We start from the raw sequence: 18,869 nt of genomic DNA, 5'->3' as shown, positions 1-18,869 counted from the left end.
AAATTTATTTTTTCTATAAAAAAACTGATTCATTTCTCTTGCAAATTATTTACAAATTCTATATATAAATTACTTAATCCATTCTTTAAAAGATATCATTGTATCAAATTTAAAAATGTCTTTTGTTTTATATAATAACCTGCTGTTTTTAAGATGGATAGAAATCATTTCAAAGCCATTTTTGATACAATCCTTTTCCAAATATTGTTCAGAAACATAAATATCTAAACGTCCATACTTACTATCTATGTAAATAAATTCGAAAGCAGGATTATAAATAGCTAGACAAGAACCATCATCATAAAACATTCGCAAATAATTAGTATCAAACAATTTATAAATTTCTAATACATCACAATTTTGGTCTAAGGGCATCTTGTCCTCTGAAAAAATCATTTCAAGTGTAGAGAGTAAACCTCTATATCTCGACAATTCATTTTATAGATTTCCATTTTAATAGTTTCTTCTTCCTGACTTTTTTACATTATAGCATGCTGAAAGCTAAATGTTAATTATTTGAAAACTGGTTGTCATACTTGTTACATTTCTTTAAGCTCTCTGCAAGGATTATCCCTTAGGATAGATAGGGCAGAAAAAACACGAAGGAATCAAATATTATGAATTATCAAATGATTAAAAAACAATTTAAATCAGGACTATTTACAGTTCTTATAGGAAATCTTTTATGGTCGGGATCGGTAAATGTTAGTGCAGATGACACAGTTATAAGCGATAGTCCGACGGTATCAGCATTAACGAAAAAGGTTGAAGCTGTAAAAATAGCAGCCAAAGCAGCAGCCCAGGCAGCACTAGCAACAAATATGGTATCTGAGGTTGCTGTCGAATACACAGCTAATACCTATCCAGCAGGTCAATGTACGTGGGGTGCAAAAGAAATGGCTCCTTGGGTCGGAAATTATTGGGGAAATGGTGGCGACTGGGCAGCCAGTGCTGCAGCGCTAGGATATGAAGTTGGAACGACTCCAAAAGTTGGTGCCATTGCTGTGTGGACAGACGGTGGATATGGTCACGTTGCCTACGTTACGGATGTAGCAGCTGATGGAACAATTCAAGTAATGGAATCAAACTATGGAGGAGCTTACTACCCAAGTAATGTACGTGGATTCTTTGATCCGACAACGACCAGTGAAGGAACGGTTAGCTACATTTACCCACCAGCTGGTGTATAATCATTTAAGAAAGGTCTTCTAGGCCTTTTTCTTATTACTAAGACTTGATTAAAAAATTTAATAGCCTTGATAGAAAAATTTATATTGGTTATACACTTCATTTAGAGTGTATTTATAATGGAAAAATTAGCTTTATTTGCAACAACAGCCCTAGCAGCTTTTACCTTAGCAGCTTGCAGTTCGTCAACATCAACGAGCTCATCAAGCAGTACAGACCAAACCCTTTTGGCACAAATTAAGGAAGAAGGCCTTATTCAAATCGGTACTGAAGGTGCCTATGCTCCTTATTCTTACCACGACGAGAGCGGAAAGTTGGTCGGTTATGATGTAGAAGTAGCTGAAGCCGTTGCTGAGAAATTAGGTGTTAAGGTAGAATTTGTTGAAACAGAATGGGATTCCATGATTGCAGGTTTGGATGCAGCCCGTTTTGATACTATCGCTAACCAAGTCGGTATTACAGATGAGCGTAAGGCAAAATACGATTTTTCAACACCATATACATACATCTATGGAGCCTTGGTAACACAGAAGGATAATACTGACATTACAAACTTTGCAGATTTGTCAGGTAAAAAGTCAGCCAACAGCTTGACAAGTAACTGGGCAGATTTGGCGCGTGAAAATGGTGCAGAAGTTGTCGGTGTGGATGGATTCTCTCAGGCAGTTGAATTGTTGAACACAGGGCGTGTGGATGCTACCATCAATGACAACTTGGTGTACTTAGACTATGTGAAACAGCATGCTGATGCACCGATTAAGGTTGTGACCTTGACGGATGACGTGTCAACAACAGCCTTCCCAGTTGCAAAAGGAAATGAAGACCTTGTGAAAGAGATTGATGTAGCCTTGGCAGAATTGGCTAGTGAAGGAAAATTAGCTGAAATCTCAAACAAATACTTTGGTGAGGATGTATCTAAAGCCAAATAAAGAATAAATAGGAGAAACGATGACAGATAGAGTTTGGCAATTATTAATTGATTCATTTACGCAAATCCTTGTCCCAGGATTATTGGTGACGATTCCACTGACCATCTTGTCTTTTGTCTTTGGTCTAATCATTGCTATTGGGACAGCCTTGGTGCAAATTGCTCAGATTCCCATTCTCAAACAAGTGGCTCGTTTCTATATTTGGGTTGTTCGAGGGACACCACTCTTGGTTCAGCTCTATGTGATATTCTTTGGGCTACCAAGTCTAGGAATTGTCTTGGATGCCTTTCCGTCGGCGGTTTTGGTTTTTTCTGTCAATACAGGTGCCTACGCCGCGGAAACCATACGGGCTTCTATCGAGTCCGTGCCTAAGGGGCAGTTGGAGGCTGGCTATTCTGTCGGGATGAGTTTTGCCCAGACCATGCGTCGGATTATTCTCCCACAGGCCTTTCGAGTGGCCTTTCCGCCCTTATCGAATACCTTGATTGGATTGGTCAAGGACACATCTTTAGCGGCTAATATCACGGTCTTGGAGATGTTTATGGCGACTCAGCAGATTGCGGCAAGGACCTATGAGCCATTTGCCCTCTATTGTGAAGTTGCTCTCATTTATCTATTCTTTTCAACTATTTTGACCAAGCTTCAAGCCTATGGCGAGAAGAAGTTGGCAGTTTATTAGGAGGTTCAGATGATTCAAGCAAATGGAGTAAAGCTGGCCTTCCATGGTCAAGAGGTATTAAAAGGCATTGATGTAGAGGTCAATCCAGGAGAGGTGGTTGTAATTTTGGGACCATCTGGCTCTGGAAAAACAACCCTTCTTCGTTCATTGAACTTTTTGGAAAAAGCTGACGCGGGTCACCTAGTCTTCGGTGAGGACAGCTATGATTTGGCTCAGATGACAAAGAAGGAAATTGCAGGCATCCGCAAGCGAACAGCCTTCGTTTTTCAAAACTACAATCTCTTTGCTAATAAGACTGCCCTGCAAAATGTGACAGAAGGCTTAATTGTAGCTCGGAAAGTACCCAAGCAAGAGGCTGAAAGAATTGGTAAGGCAGCCTTGGACAAGGTTGGCTTGTCGGACAAATATGATTCTTATCCGAGCCAGCTATCAGGAGGTCAGCAGCAACGAGTTGGCATTGCCAGAGCCATTGCAACTAGTCCCGAGGTCATCTATTTTGATGAGCCAACCTCGGCCTTGGATCCTGAGTTAATCGGTGAGGTCTTGGCTGTCATGATGCAGTTGGCCAAAGAAGGGATGACCATGGTGGTTGTGACGCACGAGATGGGCTTTGCGCGTGCAGTAGCCGACCGTGTGATTTTCATGGATGGAGGCCAAATTATTGAAGAAGGCCGACCAGAAGATATTTTTGACCGTCCACAAGAAGAACGAACCAAGCAATTCTTGGCTCGGATTCAGAAAGAAGAACTATAGAAGGAAAACACTGGCAATGCTGGTGTTTTTCTCATACCTAAAGAAATAGATGTTATAACCTTCAAAACACTTTTGCATTTTTTACTAGAATTGGATATAATAGAACGAGGAAAACGTTTGCACAAAATATGAGAAAATATGAATAAGAAAAGTAGGAGGGCTTATGACAACTTTAGCAGATGTAGCTAGGTTAGCTAATGTTTCAAAGATGACAGTGTCGCGTGTTATCAATCATCCAGAGCAGGTGACACGCGAACTGCGACTGTTGGTGACGAAAGCCATGGAAGAATTAAATTATAAGCCAAATGTTGTCGCCAAGGCCTTGGCCCAGCAACGGACCTTGATTGTCCAGGTGGTCATCCTTGAAAAAATGGATGTCGTTGAGCCGTATTATATCGATTTACTGCGAGGTATTGCGGCAGAATTGAATCAACGAAATTATACCTTGCAATTGGTAACCGATGCGAAGTTAGTGACGGATCAGTGTGATGGCTATATTATCACAGGTGCCAGAAAGTCAGATTTTCCATGGTTGAAAAGCTTAGGTAAACCTCTCATATTATTTGGAGAGAATAGTGAAGGGTTACCGTTTGTGGACTCAGATAACAAGGAAGCCACTCGATTAGCGACAGAATTTGCCCTATCAAAAGGATATGAACAGGTTTTCTTTGTGGGTATTGATCTACCAGAGTCATTTGAAGAAAGGCGAGAAGAAGGCTATAAAAAGGCTATGAAAGACCGAGAAAGTCGCCTGTATCGCTTGGCCAATCATTCTCACGTCGCAGAAGACTTTATCAGAAATCTAGACGATTTACCAGATAAGACTTGTTTTGTCTGTGCTTCGGACCGCCTAGCACTGGGAATTACAAGGGGGCTACAAGCGATTGGAAAATCGATTCCACAGGATGTTGGCGTGATTGGATTTGACGGATTTTTTATCGATAGGATTTCAAATCCGAGGTTGACGACCATGAAGCAACCCATTCAAAAAATGGGGGCAATTAGTGTAAAGCGATTGATGGATATGCTGGACGGAAAACCATTGACCAGCTTGGACCATTTCGACCGTGCTGAATTGATTGAACGAGAGACTACGCCATAGTAGTTTCTTTTTTGATGATTTTTGTTACCGATAACAGTCAAGAAAACGTTTGCAAAGACTAGGTGCGATTGTATATACTTATACTATAAAAATCAATTGACGTGGAGGAGCCTATGAAAAAGAAATCCATTCGTGAGATGAAATCAAGAGGAATGTTTGAGAAAAAACAATTTTTTAGCATTCGTAAATTTAATGTCGGCGTTGCATCCGTCGGTATTGCGACAGCTTTTCTGATGTCTGGAGTCGGTCAAGTAGTTCATGCTGAGGAAGTGGCTACTCTTTCGGAAACTACCATAACTAGTGTTTCGGAACAGTCTGGAGGAGCATCGACAAGTGAAACCAATACAAATCCTACTGGAGTATCAGAAACAGTTGAGACACCAGCAGTAACTGAGGTTGTTGAAACAGTAGATAATGCTTCAGCTGCTCCGCTGGCAACTACTGAAACACCTGTGGCAGAAAGAGCTGCAGCAGAAACCCCTATCGAAGAAGGCAGCATTCGTCTGCACTTTGAAAATGTAGATGAAACGGCACCAGAAAGTCAAGGACTTTGGACTTGGGGAGGAGTGGCAGAGCCGTCCGATGGTAATCAGTGGCCAAGGGATACAGCGAATTTTTCAAGCAGTCAGGTAGATGACTACGGTCATTACGTTGATATTAAAAAATCTGAGACACCAGGAACGATTGGCTATCTGGTCCTCAAGAATGGAGAAAAAATAACAGAATCGGACCAAAAAGTGGAGCTACTGGTCCCTGAGCAGAATGAAGCCTGGATCGCTAGTGACTACAGCGTGTCTAGCTATGAGCCGCTCAAAGATGAGAATGTCCTCCGCATCAATTACACCCGTGAAGACAAGAATTATGAAGGTTGGGGTGTTTGGACTTGGGGCGATACGACTGAAGCGAGTGATGGCTGGCCAACAGGTGCCGTTGATTTTAAACTTGGCAAATACGGAGCTTATGTTGACATTCCCCTCTCGAACGGTTTAGATTCTAAGCTTGGATTTCTGCTAATCAATCAGAACAATCCAGATCTTGCAGGCAATAAAACCATTGATTTAGCCTTTGCAGATCGTAAACGGCATAGCCAAATTTTCCTTCGAAATGGTGACGACAAACTCTATACCAATCCATATTTTATCGAAGAGAAAGTAGAACTCGATACCAGTAAGGCGACTCCGGGTACAAAAAATGTGACTGTTGAGGCTAGTAGCAAAGCACCATTCAACTACAATGAAAGCGGCTTGGTATCTGTAACTGTCACCAACCCTGAAAATGCTGAGATTGTCAAAATGGAAGTCGATACAAGTGCCATCGGCGGAGGTCTTGTGCCAATCTCTACTGAGCTCAATCGTGTGACCATTAAAGCGACGTCTAGCACAGCGCCAGGGACCTATAGTCTTCCTGTAAAAGTCTATGACAAGGACAACGGTTACTACGAAACCAGCCTAGATGTGACCATTACAGAGCGTATCAAGGCAGATGGTGAAAAAGACTGGGACGAGCAAGTCATCTACTTCATGATGACAGACCGTTTCTACAATGGAGACACCAGCAATGATAAGCTGGTGGAAGGAACGGTCTCCAACCCACGCGGTCTTTACCAAGGCGGTGACTTCAAAGGAGTGACAGCCAAGCTGGATTACTTGAAAGAATTGGGTGTGGACTCTATCTGGTTGACTCCGATTGTGGAAAATATTCCACAGAATGTCGGTAGCGTAACAGATGGAGAGTACTATGCTTACCATGGTTATTGGGCATCTAATTTTGAGAAATTAAATCCGCATTTAGGAAGTTTAGCTGATTTCCATGAATTGATTGATGCCGCGGCGGAAAAAGGTATAAACATTGTTGTTGACGTGGTGCTTAACCATGCTGGCTATGGTACAGAAGAAACCTTTGCAGGTATGGTACGGACTAAGGAAGAAGATAAGCAGGGAGATGACCAGCTCGGTTCGCTTGCAGGATTGCCTGACTTCAAGACAGAAGAAGCAGCTGTTCGCAATCAGTTGGTTGCTTGGCAGGCATCTTGGTTGGAACGCTCAACAACTGCCAAGGGCAATTCTATCTATGCTTTCCGTGTCGATACAGTCAAACACGTTGACGATACCACATGGCAACATTTCAAAAATGAATTGGTGGATAGAGATCCTGACTTCCACTTGATTGGGGAAACTTGGGGAGCTAACTATAAAGATACCAAGGGTGATCTGGGTATCGGTACTATGGACAGTCTGTTGGACTTTGGCTTCAAGGATATTGCCAAATATCTGGTCAATGGTCAACTAAAAGCAGCTGGGAAAGAGCTGGAAGAACGTAGCAAGGTTCTGACTAGTGCAGCTTCTCTGGGTCAATTCTTGGGTAGTCACGACGAAGATGGTTTCCTCTACAGTCTCGGTGGGGCAGAAAAAGAAGGAAATCTGGATAAACTGAAATTGGCTGCTAGTCTCTTGATTACTGCTAAAGGTCAGCCAGTCATCTACTACGGTGAAGAATTAGGTCAATCTGGACAAAACAACTGGCCAGTTTATGACAACCGGTACGATTTCGATTGGAGCAAGGTAGAGACGAGCGACATCACAGACCACTATCAGAAATTATTGGCTTTCCGCAATGCCAATTCAACATTGCTCTCACGTGGTGATACAAGCACCCTTGCTGGAAATGATAGCCAAGGTTGGCTTATTAGCAAACGCAGTTACCAAGATCAAGCTGCCTATCTTGTCTTCTCAACTAATACCGAGAACAAGGAAATGGCGCTTGAAGTATCTGGTCAGGATGTAGTGGTCACAGATGCTTACACAGGAAAATCTTATCAAGCTATCGAGAAAGACGGTAAATGGGTTGTTCAAGTCGAACTGCCAACAATCGGTCAAGGTGGCACCATGCTCCTTCAGACAGAAGCAGGCGACATCGTCAATGCAAGTGTGCAAGGAGCGACTGAAGAACCAATTGAAGCAGGCTACTTCCGTGTTCACTTTAAAACTCTACCATCTGATAATGTATCTAGCTTAGGTTTATGGACATGGGATGATGTCGAAAAACCATCGTCAGATCTTGGTGCTTGGCCAACAGGTGCAACCAATTTCAGCACGGCTAAGCAGGATGATTATGGCTATTATCTTGATATCAAGATGAAAGATGAAACAGCCAGCAAGATTAGTCTGTTGATTAATAACACTTCTGGTGATAACATCACAGGTGACAAGACTATTGAACGGATTAGCACCAAGATGAATGAAGCTTGGTTTGATGAGAATTATCAACTCAGCCTCTATCAACCTCTAAAAGAAGGCTACATCCGTATCAATTACTTCCGTACCGATGGCAATTATGACCAAAAAGGTCTCTGGATTTGGGGAGATGTGACTGACCTTACCTTGGGTGACTGGCCAAATGGTATTGATTTTGAAAACCAAGGCAAGTACGGTGCCTATATTGATGTCAAATTGACAGATTTACCAAGTTCCATTGGTTTCTTGCTATTGGATGAAAGCAAGTCAGGAGACGATGTGAAGATTCAACAGAAAGATTATAGCTTTAAAGATTTGAAAAATCAGACACAAATCTTCCTCAAGGATGATGATGCGACTATTTACACCAACCCTTATTTTGTCAATAATGTCCGTGTGACAGGTGTTTCTCACCTTAGCCTAACAGCCTTAGAAGCAGCCTTTACAACGCTGGAAGGTGCGGATAAGGATAGCATCTTGGAGAAATTGTCTGTAACAGATAAGAATGGTCAGACAGTTGCAGTGACGGACCTTGTCTTGGACCTTACCAGCAACAAGGTGCGAGTCCTCGGGGATTTCAACCAAGAAAATGCGGGCTATACCCTCAAATATGGCAATGATAACTTCACAACAACTATGAGTTGGCAGTTGAAGGATGAGCTCTATGCTTACGATGGGGAGCTTGGTGCGCGTGTGAGTCAGGCTGGTAGTGTCGTTGATATGACTCTCTGGTCTCCAAGTGCAGACAGTGTAGCAGTTGTTCTTTACGATAAAGATGACCAATCTAAGGTGGTCGGTAAATTAGCCATGACCAAGGGCGATAAGGGACAATGGGACCTCGAATTGAACAGTCAATCAGGTCTTGGTATTGCGGACTATCGTGGTTACTACTACCATTATGAAATCACTCGTGGGGGTCAATCTGTTCTTGTTTTAGACCCATATGCTAAATCTTTAGCGGAGTGGAATAGTGATTTGGCAGATACAGATCCATCTTATCGGATTGCAAAAGCTGCGATTGTGGATCCATCAGAAGTTGGTCCAAGTGATTTGAACTATGCCACAATTCCTAACTTCAATCAGCGTGAAGATGCTATTATCTATGAGGCTCATGTCCGTGACTTCACATCCGATCCTGCTATTTCTGATGAATTGACAGCTCAGTTCGGTACCTTTGCGGCCTTTGCAGAACGTCTTAGCTACCTCAAGGAATTGGGCGTGACCCATATTCAGCTGCTCCCAGTTATGAGCTACTATTATGTCAATGAATTGAAAAATGCAGAGCGGATGAGCGAGTACGCTTCTAGCAACAGCAACTACAACTGGGGCTATGATCCACAGAACTACTTTGCCTTTACAGGTATGTATTCTACAGATCCGACCGATCCAATGAAACGCATCGAGGAATTCAAAAACCTGGTCAATGAAATCCACAAACAAGGCATGGGGGTGATTTTGGATGTGGTCTATAACCACACTTCTAAGACCTTCTTGTTTGAAGATTTGGAGCCAAACTATTACCACTTCATGGAGGCAGATGGTACGGCTAAATCAAGCTTTGGTGGTGGTCGTCTGGGAACTACTCACTACATGAGCCGTCGTGTCTTAGTTGATTCCATCAAGTATCTTGTGGATGAGTTTAAGGTAGATGGTTTCCGCTTCGATATGATGGGGGACCATGATGCCGAAGCAATTGAGCTGGCCTTTACTGAAGCTCAAAAACTCAATCCAAACATTATTATGCTTGGTGAAGGATGGAGAACCTTTACAGGTGATGCCAATCAGCCTGTTCAGCCAGCGGACCAAGACTGGATGAGCTCAACAGATACGGTTGCGGTATTCTCAGATGAGATTCGTAACACACTTAAATCTGGTTATCCAAACGAAGGTCAGCCAGCCTTTATCACAGGCGGTGCTAAGAGTGTTGAGTCTGTCTTTAATAACATCAAGGCACAGCCAGGCAACTTCTTGGCAGATGATCCAGGTGATGTGATCCAGTATATTGCTGCGCATGATAACTTGACCCTCTTTGATATTATCGCTCAGTCCATCAAGAAGGATCCATCAATCGCTGAAAACTATACTGAAATTCACCAACGTCAACGCTTGGGTAATTTGCTAGTCTTGACTGCTCAAGGGACACCGTTTATCCATTCTGGTCAGGAGTATGGACGGACCAAACAGTTCCGCCATCCTGATTACAAGGAGCCAGTTACAGAGGACAAGGTACCAAACAAGGCGCATTTGTTGACCAATGCAGATGGTACACCATTTGACTATCCATACTACATTCATGATTCTTACGATTCATCGGATGCGGTCAACAAGTTTGACTGGACCAAAGCGACAGATGAGGCGCTCTATCCAGAGAATACCCGTACTCAGGCCTTTACAAAAGGATTGATTGCCTTGCGCAAATCAACAGATGCCTTCCGTTTGGGAACAAAAGAAGAAGTTGAACAGAAGGTTAGCTTGATTTCAATTCCAGGTCAAAATGGCATTGCCAAAAATGATGTGGTCATTGCCTATCAAACCATTGCAAGCAATGGAGACCGCTATGCTGTCTTTGTCAACGCAGACAGCAAGGAGCGCAGTTTTGTTCTTTCTGATAGTTACAAAGAATTATTTAAGGGTCAAGTGCTGGTCGATGGTGAACGTGCAGGTGTAGAAGCATTGTCTGATTTAGTGGGTGTTGAGTTGACTGATAGCACAGTTGTGCTTGCACCTTTGACTGCAACGGTGATTCGTTTGGAGTCAGAACAGGTAAACGAGGTCCCAGATACAGCACCTACTGCTGAAGAAAAACCAACCCTAGACTTTACTAGGAAAGAACGTACAGAAGAATCTGTCCTTCCAATTGCAGAGGAAGTTCGCTATGATGCAACTCTCGCAAAAGGTCAATCTTATGTGCTTCAAGAAGGTAAGGCAGGTAAGAGAGTCTTGGTTTACCAAGATGTCTTGGTTGATGGCAAGGTGATTGCTACTAACTTGTTATCAGAAACAGTTGTAGATGGTGAGCCACGTATCCTTGTCCATGGTAGCAAGGAAGTGGTAAAAGAAGTAGCGAAATCAGACGCAGTTGTGAAGCAAGAAGAATTAAAACCAAGTCTTTCTACTACTGCTCAAGCATCTAGACAAGCGACAAGTGGTGCAAGCAAGGCGAGTCTGCCGATTACGGGTGACCGACAAAGCGATTTGGCACTTCTAGGTCTCGGACTTGCTGGACTTGGTTTGACAGTTGCTGCGCAAGGAAGAACTAAAAAATCAGAAGAATAGTAATATTTTGCTCTCCTGTGGAGCACTACTCAAAACCTTGTAAATCTCTTATAAATACAAGGATTGAGAGTATCACTTCCCTCTAGAAGAGGTTGGTTTAAAACTAACCTCTTCTTTTATTTTTTTTTGAAGTTCTTCTAATTTTTTAGGCAAAATAACGTCTATTTATTGATTATTAGAATAAATGAGCTGGTGAACTATAGGGAGGAATTCTGATTAAATCAGCCATTAAAGTTCGGAAATAGTCCAATAGTGAACACAAGCCTGTGCTTTATTTGGTCTTTTTGTTTCCGCTTACATAAATTATAATAAAACCATAAAAATCATTTCAAAAAAGGAGAATGAAAAATGGATTTCCTTCAAACCCCATTAAACTGGTTCTCACAGAATATCCTGCAGAATCCAGCCTTCTTCGTAGGTCTTTTAGTATTGGTGGGCTATGCCCTTCTCAAGAAAAAGCCTCATGATGTTTTTGCAGGGTTTATCAAAGCGACAGTCGGCTATATGATTTTGAACGTAGCAGCCGGTGGTTTGGTAACAACCTTCCGTCCGATTTTGGCGGCTTTGAACTATAAGTTCCAAATTGATGCGGCAGTTATCGACCCTTACTTCGGTCTTGCAGCAGCAAACGGCAAAATTGCTGAAGAGTTTCCTGATTTCGTGTCGGCAGCTACTACAGCACTTTTGATTGGTTTCGGTGTCAACATCCTTTTGGTGGCACTACGTAAGGTTACCAAAGTACGTACTCTGTTCATCACTGGACACATCATGGTACAACAAGCAGCAACAATCTCATTGATGGTGCTCTTCCTTATCCCAGGTCTTCGCAACCAATTCGGTACAGCAGCGATCGGTATCATCTGTGGTATCTACTGGGCAGTCAGCTCAAACATGACTGTTGAAGCAACGCAACGCTTGACAGGTGGTGGTGGATTTGCCATCGGTCACCAACAACAATTCGCTATCTGGTTTGTAGATAAGATTGCACCAAAACTTGGTAAAAAAGAAGAAAATTTGGATAACTTGAAGTTGCCTAGCTTCCTCAACATCTTCCACGATACAGTTGTTGCTTCAGCAACATTGATGCTTGTGTTCTTCGGTGTGATTTTGTTCATCTTGGGTCCAGAAATCATGGCAAATCCAGAAGTTATCACTTCAGGTGCGCCATACAACCCAGCTAAACAAGATTTCTTCATGTATGTTTTACAAACAGCCTTCACCTTCTCAGTATATCTTTTCATTTTGATGCAAGGTGTCCGCATGTTCGTAGCAGAATTGACAAATGCCTTCCAAGGTATCTCAAGCAAGCTACTTCCTGGTTCATTCCCAGCGGTGGACGTTGCAGCTTCTTACGGCTTCGGCTCATCTAACGCAGTTCTTTCAGGCTTTGCCTTCGGTTTGATCGGTCAATTGATTACCATCGTTCTCTTGATTGTCTTCAAGAGTCCAATCCTCATCATCACTGGTTTCGTACCTGTATTCTTCGATAACGCAGCGATCGCAGTGTACGCTGACAAACGTGGTGGTTGGAAAGCCGCAGCAATTCTTTCCTTCCTGTCAGGTGTCCTTCAAGTTGCTCTTGGTGCAGTCTGCGTTGGCTTGCTTGAATTGAGCGGTGGTTACCACGGAAACATCGACTTCGAAATCCCATGGTTGCCATTTGGATATGCCTTCAAATACCTTGGTGTTGCTGGTTATGTTCTTGTCTGCCTCTTCTTATTGGCTATTCCGCAACTTCAATTTGCGAAAGCAAAAGATAAGGAAGCTTATTATCGCGGTGAGGCACAAGCAGACTAACACTCTTCGAAAATCAAACGGATACTTGGTCCAACTAGGTTTTCTAGTCTAGAGATGATTCCTAGGTGGTTGAAGGATGAAGTTCACTGGAGAGTTATTTATTAAGTAGTGTAAAACAACAAAATATATTTTATAAAAAAACAAGGAGAAAACAATATGGTTAAGGTATTAACAGCGTGTGGTAATGGCATGGGTTCATCCATGGTTATCAAGATGAAGGTTGAAAATGCTCTTCGTCAACTTGGTGTAACAGATTTCCAATCTGCTTCTTGCTCAGTAGGTGAAGCAAAAGGCTTGGCAGCAGGTTATGACATTGTGGTTGCTTCTAATCACTTAATCGCAGAATTGGAAGGTCGTACAAATGGTCATTTGGTTGGTCTTGACAACCTCATGGACGACAACGAAATCAAGACTAAACTTAGTCAGGTATTGTAATTGAAAAGGGGGCGGGATTTCTTCCCATCCCCTTTCACATAGAGAGGAGAACAACATGAATTTACAGAAAGCATTTATTGAAAACAATTCTATCCGCTTGGGCTTGACAGCAGAGACTTGGCAGGAAGCTGTTCACTTGGCTGTTGAGCCTTTGATTGAAAGCGGTGCAGCGACTGAGGAATACTACGATGCCATCATCGCTTCAACCGAAGAATACGGTCCATATTACATCCTTATGCCAGGTATGGCTATGCCTCATGCTCAGGCTGGTGTCGGTGTCTTGAAGGACTCTTTTGCCTTGATTACCTTGACAAAACCAGTAGCCTTTTCAGACGGTAAGGAAGTTTCCGTTCTGTTGACCTTGGCTGCGACAGATCCAAAGATTCACACATCAGTAGCTATTCCACAGATTATTGCCCTCTTTGAATTGGAAAATTCCATTGAGCGTCTGGTAGCTTGTCAGACACCAGAAGAGGTTTTGGCAATGGTTGAAGAGTCTAAAAATAGCCCATACTTAGAAGGCTTAGACTTGGAAAGCTAATCTGACGACAAGAAATTGACATAGACAAAAATGAAAGGAATTGAAGTAGAGTAGCAAGGTCTGACAGTCTGGAGACACTAGACTGTTCAGTCTTCTATTCCTTCTTGGTAATAGTATTATGACAAAACATATCCCAAATTTACAGGTTGCCCTTGACCATTCAGACTTGCAAGGTGCGATTAAAGCTGCTGTCTCCGTTGGTCATGAAGTGGATGTTATTGAAGCAGGTACAGTTTGCTTGCTCCAAGTTGGTAGCGAATTGGTAGAAGTGCTGCGCAGCCTCTTCCCAGACAAAATCATCGTTGCGGATACCAAGTGTGCGGATGCTGGTGGTACGGTTGCTAAAAACAATGCCGTTCGTGGTGCGGACTGGATGACTTGTATCTGTTCTGCAACCATTCCAACCATGGAAGCAGCTTTGAAGGCTATCAAGGAAGTGCGTGGTGATAAGGGTGAAATCCAAATCGAACTCTACGGTGATTGGACTTTTGAACAAGCTCAACTCTGGTTGGACGCAGGTATTTCCCAAGCGATCTACCACCAATCACGCGATGCTCTCCTTGCTGGCGAAACTTGGGGCGAAAAAGATCTCAACAAAGTGAAAAAATTGGTTGATATGGGCTTCCGTGTTTCTGTAACAGGTGGTTTGGATGTTGATACGCTAAAACTCTTTGAGGGTGTAGATGTTTTCACCTTTATCGCAGGCCGCGGTATTACAGAAGCAGCAGATCCAGCAGCTGCAGCACGTGAATTCAAAGACGAAATCCGTCGTATTTGGGGGTAAGGCCCATGGTACGACCAATCGGAATATATGAAAAGGCAACACCCAAGCACTTCACATGGAAGGAACGCTTGGAGTTTGCCAAAGAATTAGGTTTCGACTTTGTGGAAATGTCGGTGGATGAGAGCGATGCACGTTTGGCTCGTTTGGAGTGGACTAAGGAAGAGCGTTTGGAGCTGGTCAAGGCTATCTATGAAACAGGTGTCCGTATTCCGACCATTTGCTTCTCTGGTCACCGTCGCTACCCGCTAGGTTCCAATGACCCTGCTCTTGAAGCTAAGTCCTTGGAAACCATGAAACAGTGTATCGAACTGGCTCAGGACCTTGGTGTTCGTGTCATCCAGTTGGCTGGCTATGACGTCTACTATGAGGAAAAATCACCTGAAACCAGAGAGCGTTTCATAAAGAATCTTCGTAAGGCCTGCGACTGGGCTGAACAAGCTCAAGTCATGTTGGCTATTGAGATTATGGATGATCCATTTATCAACTCTATTGAAAAATACCTAGCTGTTGAGAAAGAAATCGACTCGCCTTATCTCTTTGTTTATCCAGATACTGGAAACGTGTCTGCTTGGCACAATGACATTTACAGCGAATTTTACTTGGGTCACCGTTCCATTGCAGCCCTTCACTTGAAAGATACCTATGCGGTAACGGAAACTTCTAAAGGTCAATTCCGTGATGTCCCATTCGGTCAGGGCTGTGTGGATTGGGATAATATGTTTGCGGTCTTGAAAAAGACCAATTATCAAGGTCCATTCTTGATTGAGATGTGGTCTGAAAACTGCGAAACGGTTGAGGAAACACGAGCTGCTATCAAGGAAGCACAAGATTTCCTCTATCCATTGATTGAGAAAGCGGGGTTGAACTAATGCCAAAAGATTTACAGGAAATGCGTCAACGGGTTTATGAGGCCAATATCGCCCTACCTGCCCACGGACTTGTTAAATTCACTTGGGGCAACGTATCAGAAGTCTGCCGAGAACTTGGTCGCATTGTCATCAAGCCTTCTGGTGTGGACTATGAAAAATTGTCCCCAGAAAATATGGTCGTTACGGACTTGGATGGAAATGTGGTAGAAGGTGACCTTAATCCTTCGTCTGATTTGGCGACTCACGTTGCACTCTACAAGGCTTGGCCAAATGTCCATGCCGTTGTCCATACACATTCGACAGAGGCAGTTGGTTGGGCTCAGGCAGGTCGAGATATTCCATTCTATGGAACCACTCATGCGGACTATTTCTACGGTCCAGTACCATGTGCCCGTTCTTTGACAGCTGAGGAAGTGAACTCGGCTTATGAAAAAGAAACAGGTTCAGTCATCATCGAGGAATTCGAGCGTCGCGGCATTGACCCAGTTGCCGTTCCAGGAATAGTTGTCCGTAACCATGGACCATTTACCTGGGGCAAGGATCCTGCTCAGGCAGTCTACCACAGTGTTGTCCTTGAGGAAGTGGCTCGGATGAACCGCTACACCGAACAAATCAATCCACGGGTGGAGCCAGCGCCAAGCTATATCATGGATAAGCATTACCTCCGTAAGCATGGTCCAAATGCCTACTACGGCCAAAAGGGCGATGCTCACTAAACTTGGTTTCTAGAAAAAGGATTAGAAGAATGAGAAAAGAGCTCTCCTCATTCTTCTTTTTTTGAAAGGAGAGGACATGAGAAAGTTTTTACAAGATTGTCTGACAGAGATTGCCTACTATCTGGAATTGATTTTATCTGCTATTTTAGGACTAGCCCTCTTAGCTCTATCAGGCTTGTTGTTGGCGGATTTACTGGGGTCCTTGACGGGTGGCATTCAAGATGACACCTTTATCCAGAGTTTTTTGAGCAAGGCCATGACCCTGGCAGTCGGGGTCGAGTTTATCAAAATGCTCTGCAAACAATCGCCCAGCACGGTGATTGAGGTACTCTTGGTTGCTATTGCTCGCCAATTGATTGTGGAACATGGTTCCAGTATGGATTACCTGATTGGTATTGTGTCGGTTGCTATCTTATTTGCGGTACGAAAATACCTCTTTACTCAGTTTGATGATTCTAATAATATCATCATGCGGGCCAGTCAAAAGGTCAAGGTTGCCAATATTATTGCCCGGGTAAAAATCCCTAGCGAAGGAACAGAAACCTTGCGTGATTTTGTGACTCGTAAGCTGAAAGAAGAAGAAAAAACCATTGCCATTGGTGCCTGTGTCTATCTGAAAAATGTGGCCTTACGAATTGACAATATGCATGGGGATTTGATTACAAGAGTGGAAATTATAAAAAGCGTCTATTGAATGCTGTAGAGAACTTCGTACGATAAGATAACTGGTAATAGTACTCAGAACATGATACAATGGAAACGGTGACATGAAAAGGAGGACCAGATGTTATTAGATAAGAGTAGCTGTGATTTGTTACACTACCTCATTCGCTTGCAGGAGCCAGCGACGGTAATGGAGATATCACGTGAATTGGGACAATCACGGCGTAAGATTTACTATCATCTCGAGAAAATCAATGCTTCCTTGCCGGCTCATCTAGATATGATTGAAAGTCAGCCTAGGATTGGTCTGCTGCTAACGCCAGAGCAGAAAGAAGCCTGTCAGGTTCTCTTGGAAGGTCTGGATTCCTATAGCTATATTCTCAATATGACTGAGCGGATGCAGTTGATGCTGATCTATATCTGCATTGCACAAGAGCGAGTGACCATTGAAAAACTAATGGAGTTGACAGAGGTTTCTCGGAATACCATCCTGAATGACTTGAATGAAATCAGGGGCAAGCTAGCTCAGGAACAATACCAGATGACCTTGTATGTATCTAAGGCCCATGGCTATGATTTGGACTGCCACCCTCTCAATAAGATTCAGTATATGCACTCCTTGCTCTATAATCTCTACGCCGAGGCCAATGAAGGTTTTATACAGGTATTAGAAGGCAAGGTCGGTGATTTTTCAGGTTGTCAGGAGTTCTTCTCGGACCAACTTTCTCAATTTTTGACCAAACAAGTATCGGTCATTGAGCGGGAACTGGGGAAAAAGATTAATCGATCTGAAATCGAGTTTATGTTGAAAATCTTGCCTTATATCTTGCTCAGCTATCGCAATATGGACTTGACGGCTGAGGATAAGGAGGCAATTGCCCGCGAATTTACCTTGGTCTATGAGCGGATTGAGTATACGGTCGCTCATCATTTTCAACAAGCCTTAGAAACTGCTTTTGATATTGAGCTAGATGATATTGAGGTTTCTTTGATAGCGGTCTTGCTCTTGTCTTATCGGAAGGACCGCGATGCCCATGTGACCAGTCAGGATTTTGTAGAACTTAAAAAAGTAGTTGATAAATTTATTCGTTATTTCGAGATTCATTCTTCCTTTGAGCTTGAGAATAAGGAGGAACTTTCTCATCATCTCTTGGCTCACTGTAAAGCTCTGCTATTTCGCAAAACCTACGGGATTTTATCGCGTAATCCCTTGGCAGAACAGATTCGCTACAAGTACGATACGCTTTTTCGGGTGACGAAAACGGCGGGACATATCTTGGAAGAGGTCTGGCAGATTGTGCTGACCGATGAAGATGTGGCCTACCTGACCATTCATTTGGGAGGTGCCCTCCGTCGAAGTGGTAGTCGGAAGGTCAGCAGTCCGACTGTTTATCTGATTTGTGATGAAGGGGTTTCGGTCCAGAGGCTCTTACTCAAGCAATGCCAGCATCATTTGCCGGATAAGACGATTTCTGCTGTCTTTACAACAGAGCAGTTTAAGAGCGTGGAAGACCTCTTGGATATTGATTTTCTGGTGTCGACCAATGAGGCTCTGGAAACTGACTTGCCCTTGATACAGGTGCATCCGATTCTAGATTTTGATGATGTTTTGAAATTGATTCATTTTGCCAAATACCGTACCTTGACGGACAGTCAGAAAGGCTTTGCAATGGAGCTAGACAAGCTTCTGGGAAATTATGTTTCCGACGAGAAACAGGCGATAGAACTAAAACAACGCTTGCAAGGCTTGATTGCCAATGAATTGCTGACCAGTCTGTCGGGGCAAGAAATCGAAACAGATTTATATTAAAGTCCAAATGTGAACACAAGCCTGTGTTTTATTTGGTCTTTTTTTTGTGACCTTTTGCGCATATACTAGAAACATAGAAATACAATCAGCCTTA

General features: G+C 43.1%; 15 protein-coding genes. 14 read left to right on the top strand and 1 reads right to left on the bottom strand.

Going from position 1 to position 18,869, the window contains the following annotated elements:
- Nucleotides 1–69: 69 nt before the first annotated feature.
- A complete protein-coding gene (locus P7J36_RS00555; RefSeq protein ID WP_408550857.1) occupies nucleotides 70–375 on the bottom strand; it encodes a hypothetical protein in 306 nt (101 codons plus the stop codon).
- A gap of 242 nt (nucleotides 376–617) precedes the next feature.
- On the opposite strand from P7J36_RS00555, the gene P7J36_RS00550 reads away from it, so the two are divergent.
- From P7J36_RS00550 to P7J36_RS00485, 14 genes are all read left to right on the top strand, one after another.
- Entirely contained in the window at nucleotides 618–1,190 is a 573-nt protein-coding gene (locus P7J36_RS00550; protein ID WP_408550858.1) for a CHAP domain-containing protein, read from the top strand.
- Between the two features lie 117 nt (nucleotides 1,191–1,307).
- Nucleotides 1,308–2,117, top strand: a complete 810-nt coding sequence (locus P7J36_RS00545; protein ID WP_408550859.1) for an amino acid ABC transporter substrate-binding protein — start codon at nucleotides 1,308–1,310, stop codon at nucleotides 2,115–2,117.
- Between the two features lie 19 nt (nucleotides 2,118–2,136).
- On the top strand, nucleotides 2,137–2,796 hold the full coding sequence (locus tag P7J36_RS00540) for an amino acid ABC transporter permease (protein WP_024376150.1): 660 nt from the start codon (nucleotides 2,137–2,139) through the stop codon (nucleotides 2,794–2,796).
- Nucleotides 2,797–2,805: 9 nt separating this feature from the next.
- Nucleotides 2,806–3,549, top strand: a complete 744-nt coding sequence (locus tag P7J36_RS00535) for an amino acid ABC transporter ATP-binding protein (protein WP_408550860.1) — start codon at nucleotides 2,806–2,808, stop codon at nucleotides 3,547–3,549.
- 163 nt (nucleotides 3,550–3,712) lie between these two features.
- Nucleotides 3,713–4,651 carry a LacI family DNA-binding transcriptional regulator gene (locus P7J36_RS00530; RefSeq protein WP_408550861.1) on the top strand — a complete coding sequence of 313 codons (939 nt, stop codon included), beginning with the start codon at nucleotides 3,713–3,715 and terminating at the stop codon, nucleotides 4,649–4,651.
- A 113-nt stretch (nucleotides 4,652–4,764) separates the two neighbouring features.
- Nucleotides 4,765–11,160 carry a pullulanase gene (locus tag P7J36_RS00525; RefSeq protein WP_408550862.1) on the top strand — a complete coding sequence of 2,132 codons (6,396 nt, stop codon included), beginning with the start codon at nucleotides 4,765–4,767 and terminating at the stop codon, nucleotides 11,158–11,160.
- A gap of 348 nt (nucleotides 11,161–11,508) precedes the next feature.
- Nucleotides 11,509–12,957: a PTS sugar transporter subunit IIC gene (locus P7J36_RS00520; RefSeq protein WP_408550863.1), complete on the top strand. Its 1,449-nt coding sequence runs from the start codon at nucleotides 11,509–11,511 to the stop codon at nucleotides 12,955–12,957.
- A 156-nt stretch (nucleotides 12,958–13,113) separates the two neighbouring features.
- On the top strand, nucleotides 13,114–13,392 hold the full coding sequence (locus P7J36_RS00515; RefSeq protein WP_029179495.1) for a PTS sugar transporter subunit IIB: 279 nt from the start codon (nucleotides 13,114–13,116) through the stop codon (nucleotides 13,390–13,392).
- Nucleotides 13,393–13,447: 55 nt separating this feature from the next.
- Nucleotides 13,448–13,933 (top strand): PTS sugar transporter subunit IIA, encoded by a 486-nt coding sequence (locus tag P7J36_RS00510; protein WP_408550864.1) that lies wholly within the window; start codon nucleotides 13,448–13,450, stop codon nucleotides 13,931–13,933.
- 118 nt (nucleotides 13,934–14,051) lie between these two features.
- Nucleotides 14,052–14,717 carry a 3-keto-L-gulonate-6-phosphate decarboxylase UlaD gene (locus P7J36_RS00505; RefSeq protein WP_105144050.1) on the top strand — a complete coding sequence of 222 codons (666 nt, stop codon included), beginning with the start codon at nucleotides 14,052–14,054 and terminating at the stop codon, nucleotides 14,715–14,717.
- Nucleotides 14,718–14,722: 5 nt separating this feature from the next.
- The gene (locus tag P7J36_RS00500) at nucleotides 14,723–15,586 is read left to right on the top strand and encodes an L-ribulose-5-phosphate 3-epimerase (RefSeq protein WP_408550865.1); all 864 of its coding nucleotides are present in this window, start codon (nucleotides 14,723–14,725) and stop codon (nucleotides 15,584–15,586) included.
- Nucleotides 15,586–16,302 carry an L-ribulose-5-phosphate 4-epimerase gene (locus P7J36_RS00495; protein WP_029188852.1) on the top strand — a complete coding sequence of 239 codons (717 nt, stop codon included), beginning with the start codon at nucleotides 15,586–15,588 and terminating at the stop codon, nucleotides 16,300–16,302. Before P7J36_RS00500 ends, P7J36_RS00495 begins: the two co-directional genes overlap by 1 nt.
- A gap of 76 nt (nucleotides 16,303–16,378) precedes the next feature.
- Entirely contained in the window at nucleotides 16,379–16,996 is a 618-nt protein-coding gene (locus tag P7J36_RS00490; protein WP_408550866.1) for a phosphate-starvation-inducible PsiE family protein, read from the top strand.
- Between the two features lie 90 nt (nucleotides 16,997–17,086).
- Nucleotides 17,087–18,775 carry a BglG family transcription antiterminator gene (locus P7J36_RS00485; RefSeq protein ID WP_408550867.1) on the top strand — a complete coding sequence of 563 codons (1,689 nt, stop codon included), beginning with the start codon at nucleotides 17,087–17,089 and terminating at the stop codon, nucleotides 18,773–18,775.
- Nucleotides 18,776–18,869 lie beyond the last annotated feature (94 nt).

This window comes from Streptococcus suis (assembly GCF_046032115.1).
GTDB classification, from domain to species: domain Bacteria; phylum Bacillota; class Bacilli; order Lactobacillales; family Streptococcaceae; genus Streptococcus; species Streptococcus suis_AJ.
Note: the sequence above shows the minus strand (reverse complement) of the source record. Positions and strands in the feature narration are given on the sequence as shown.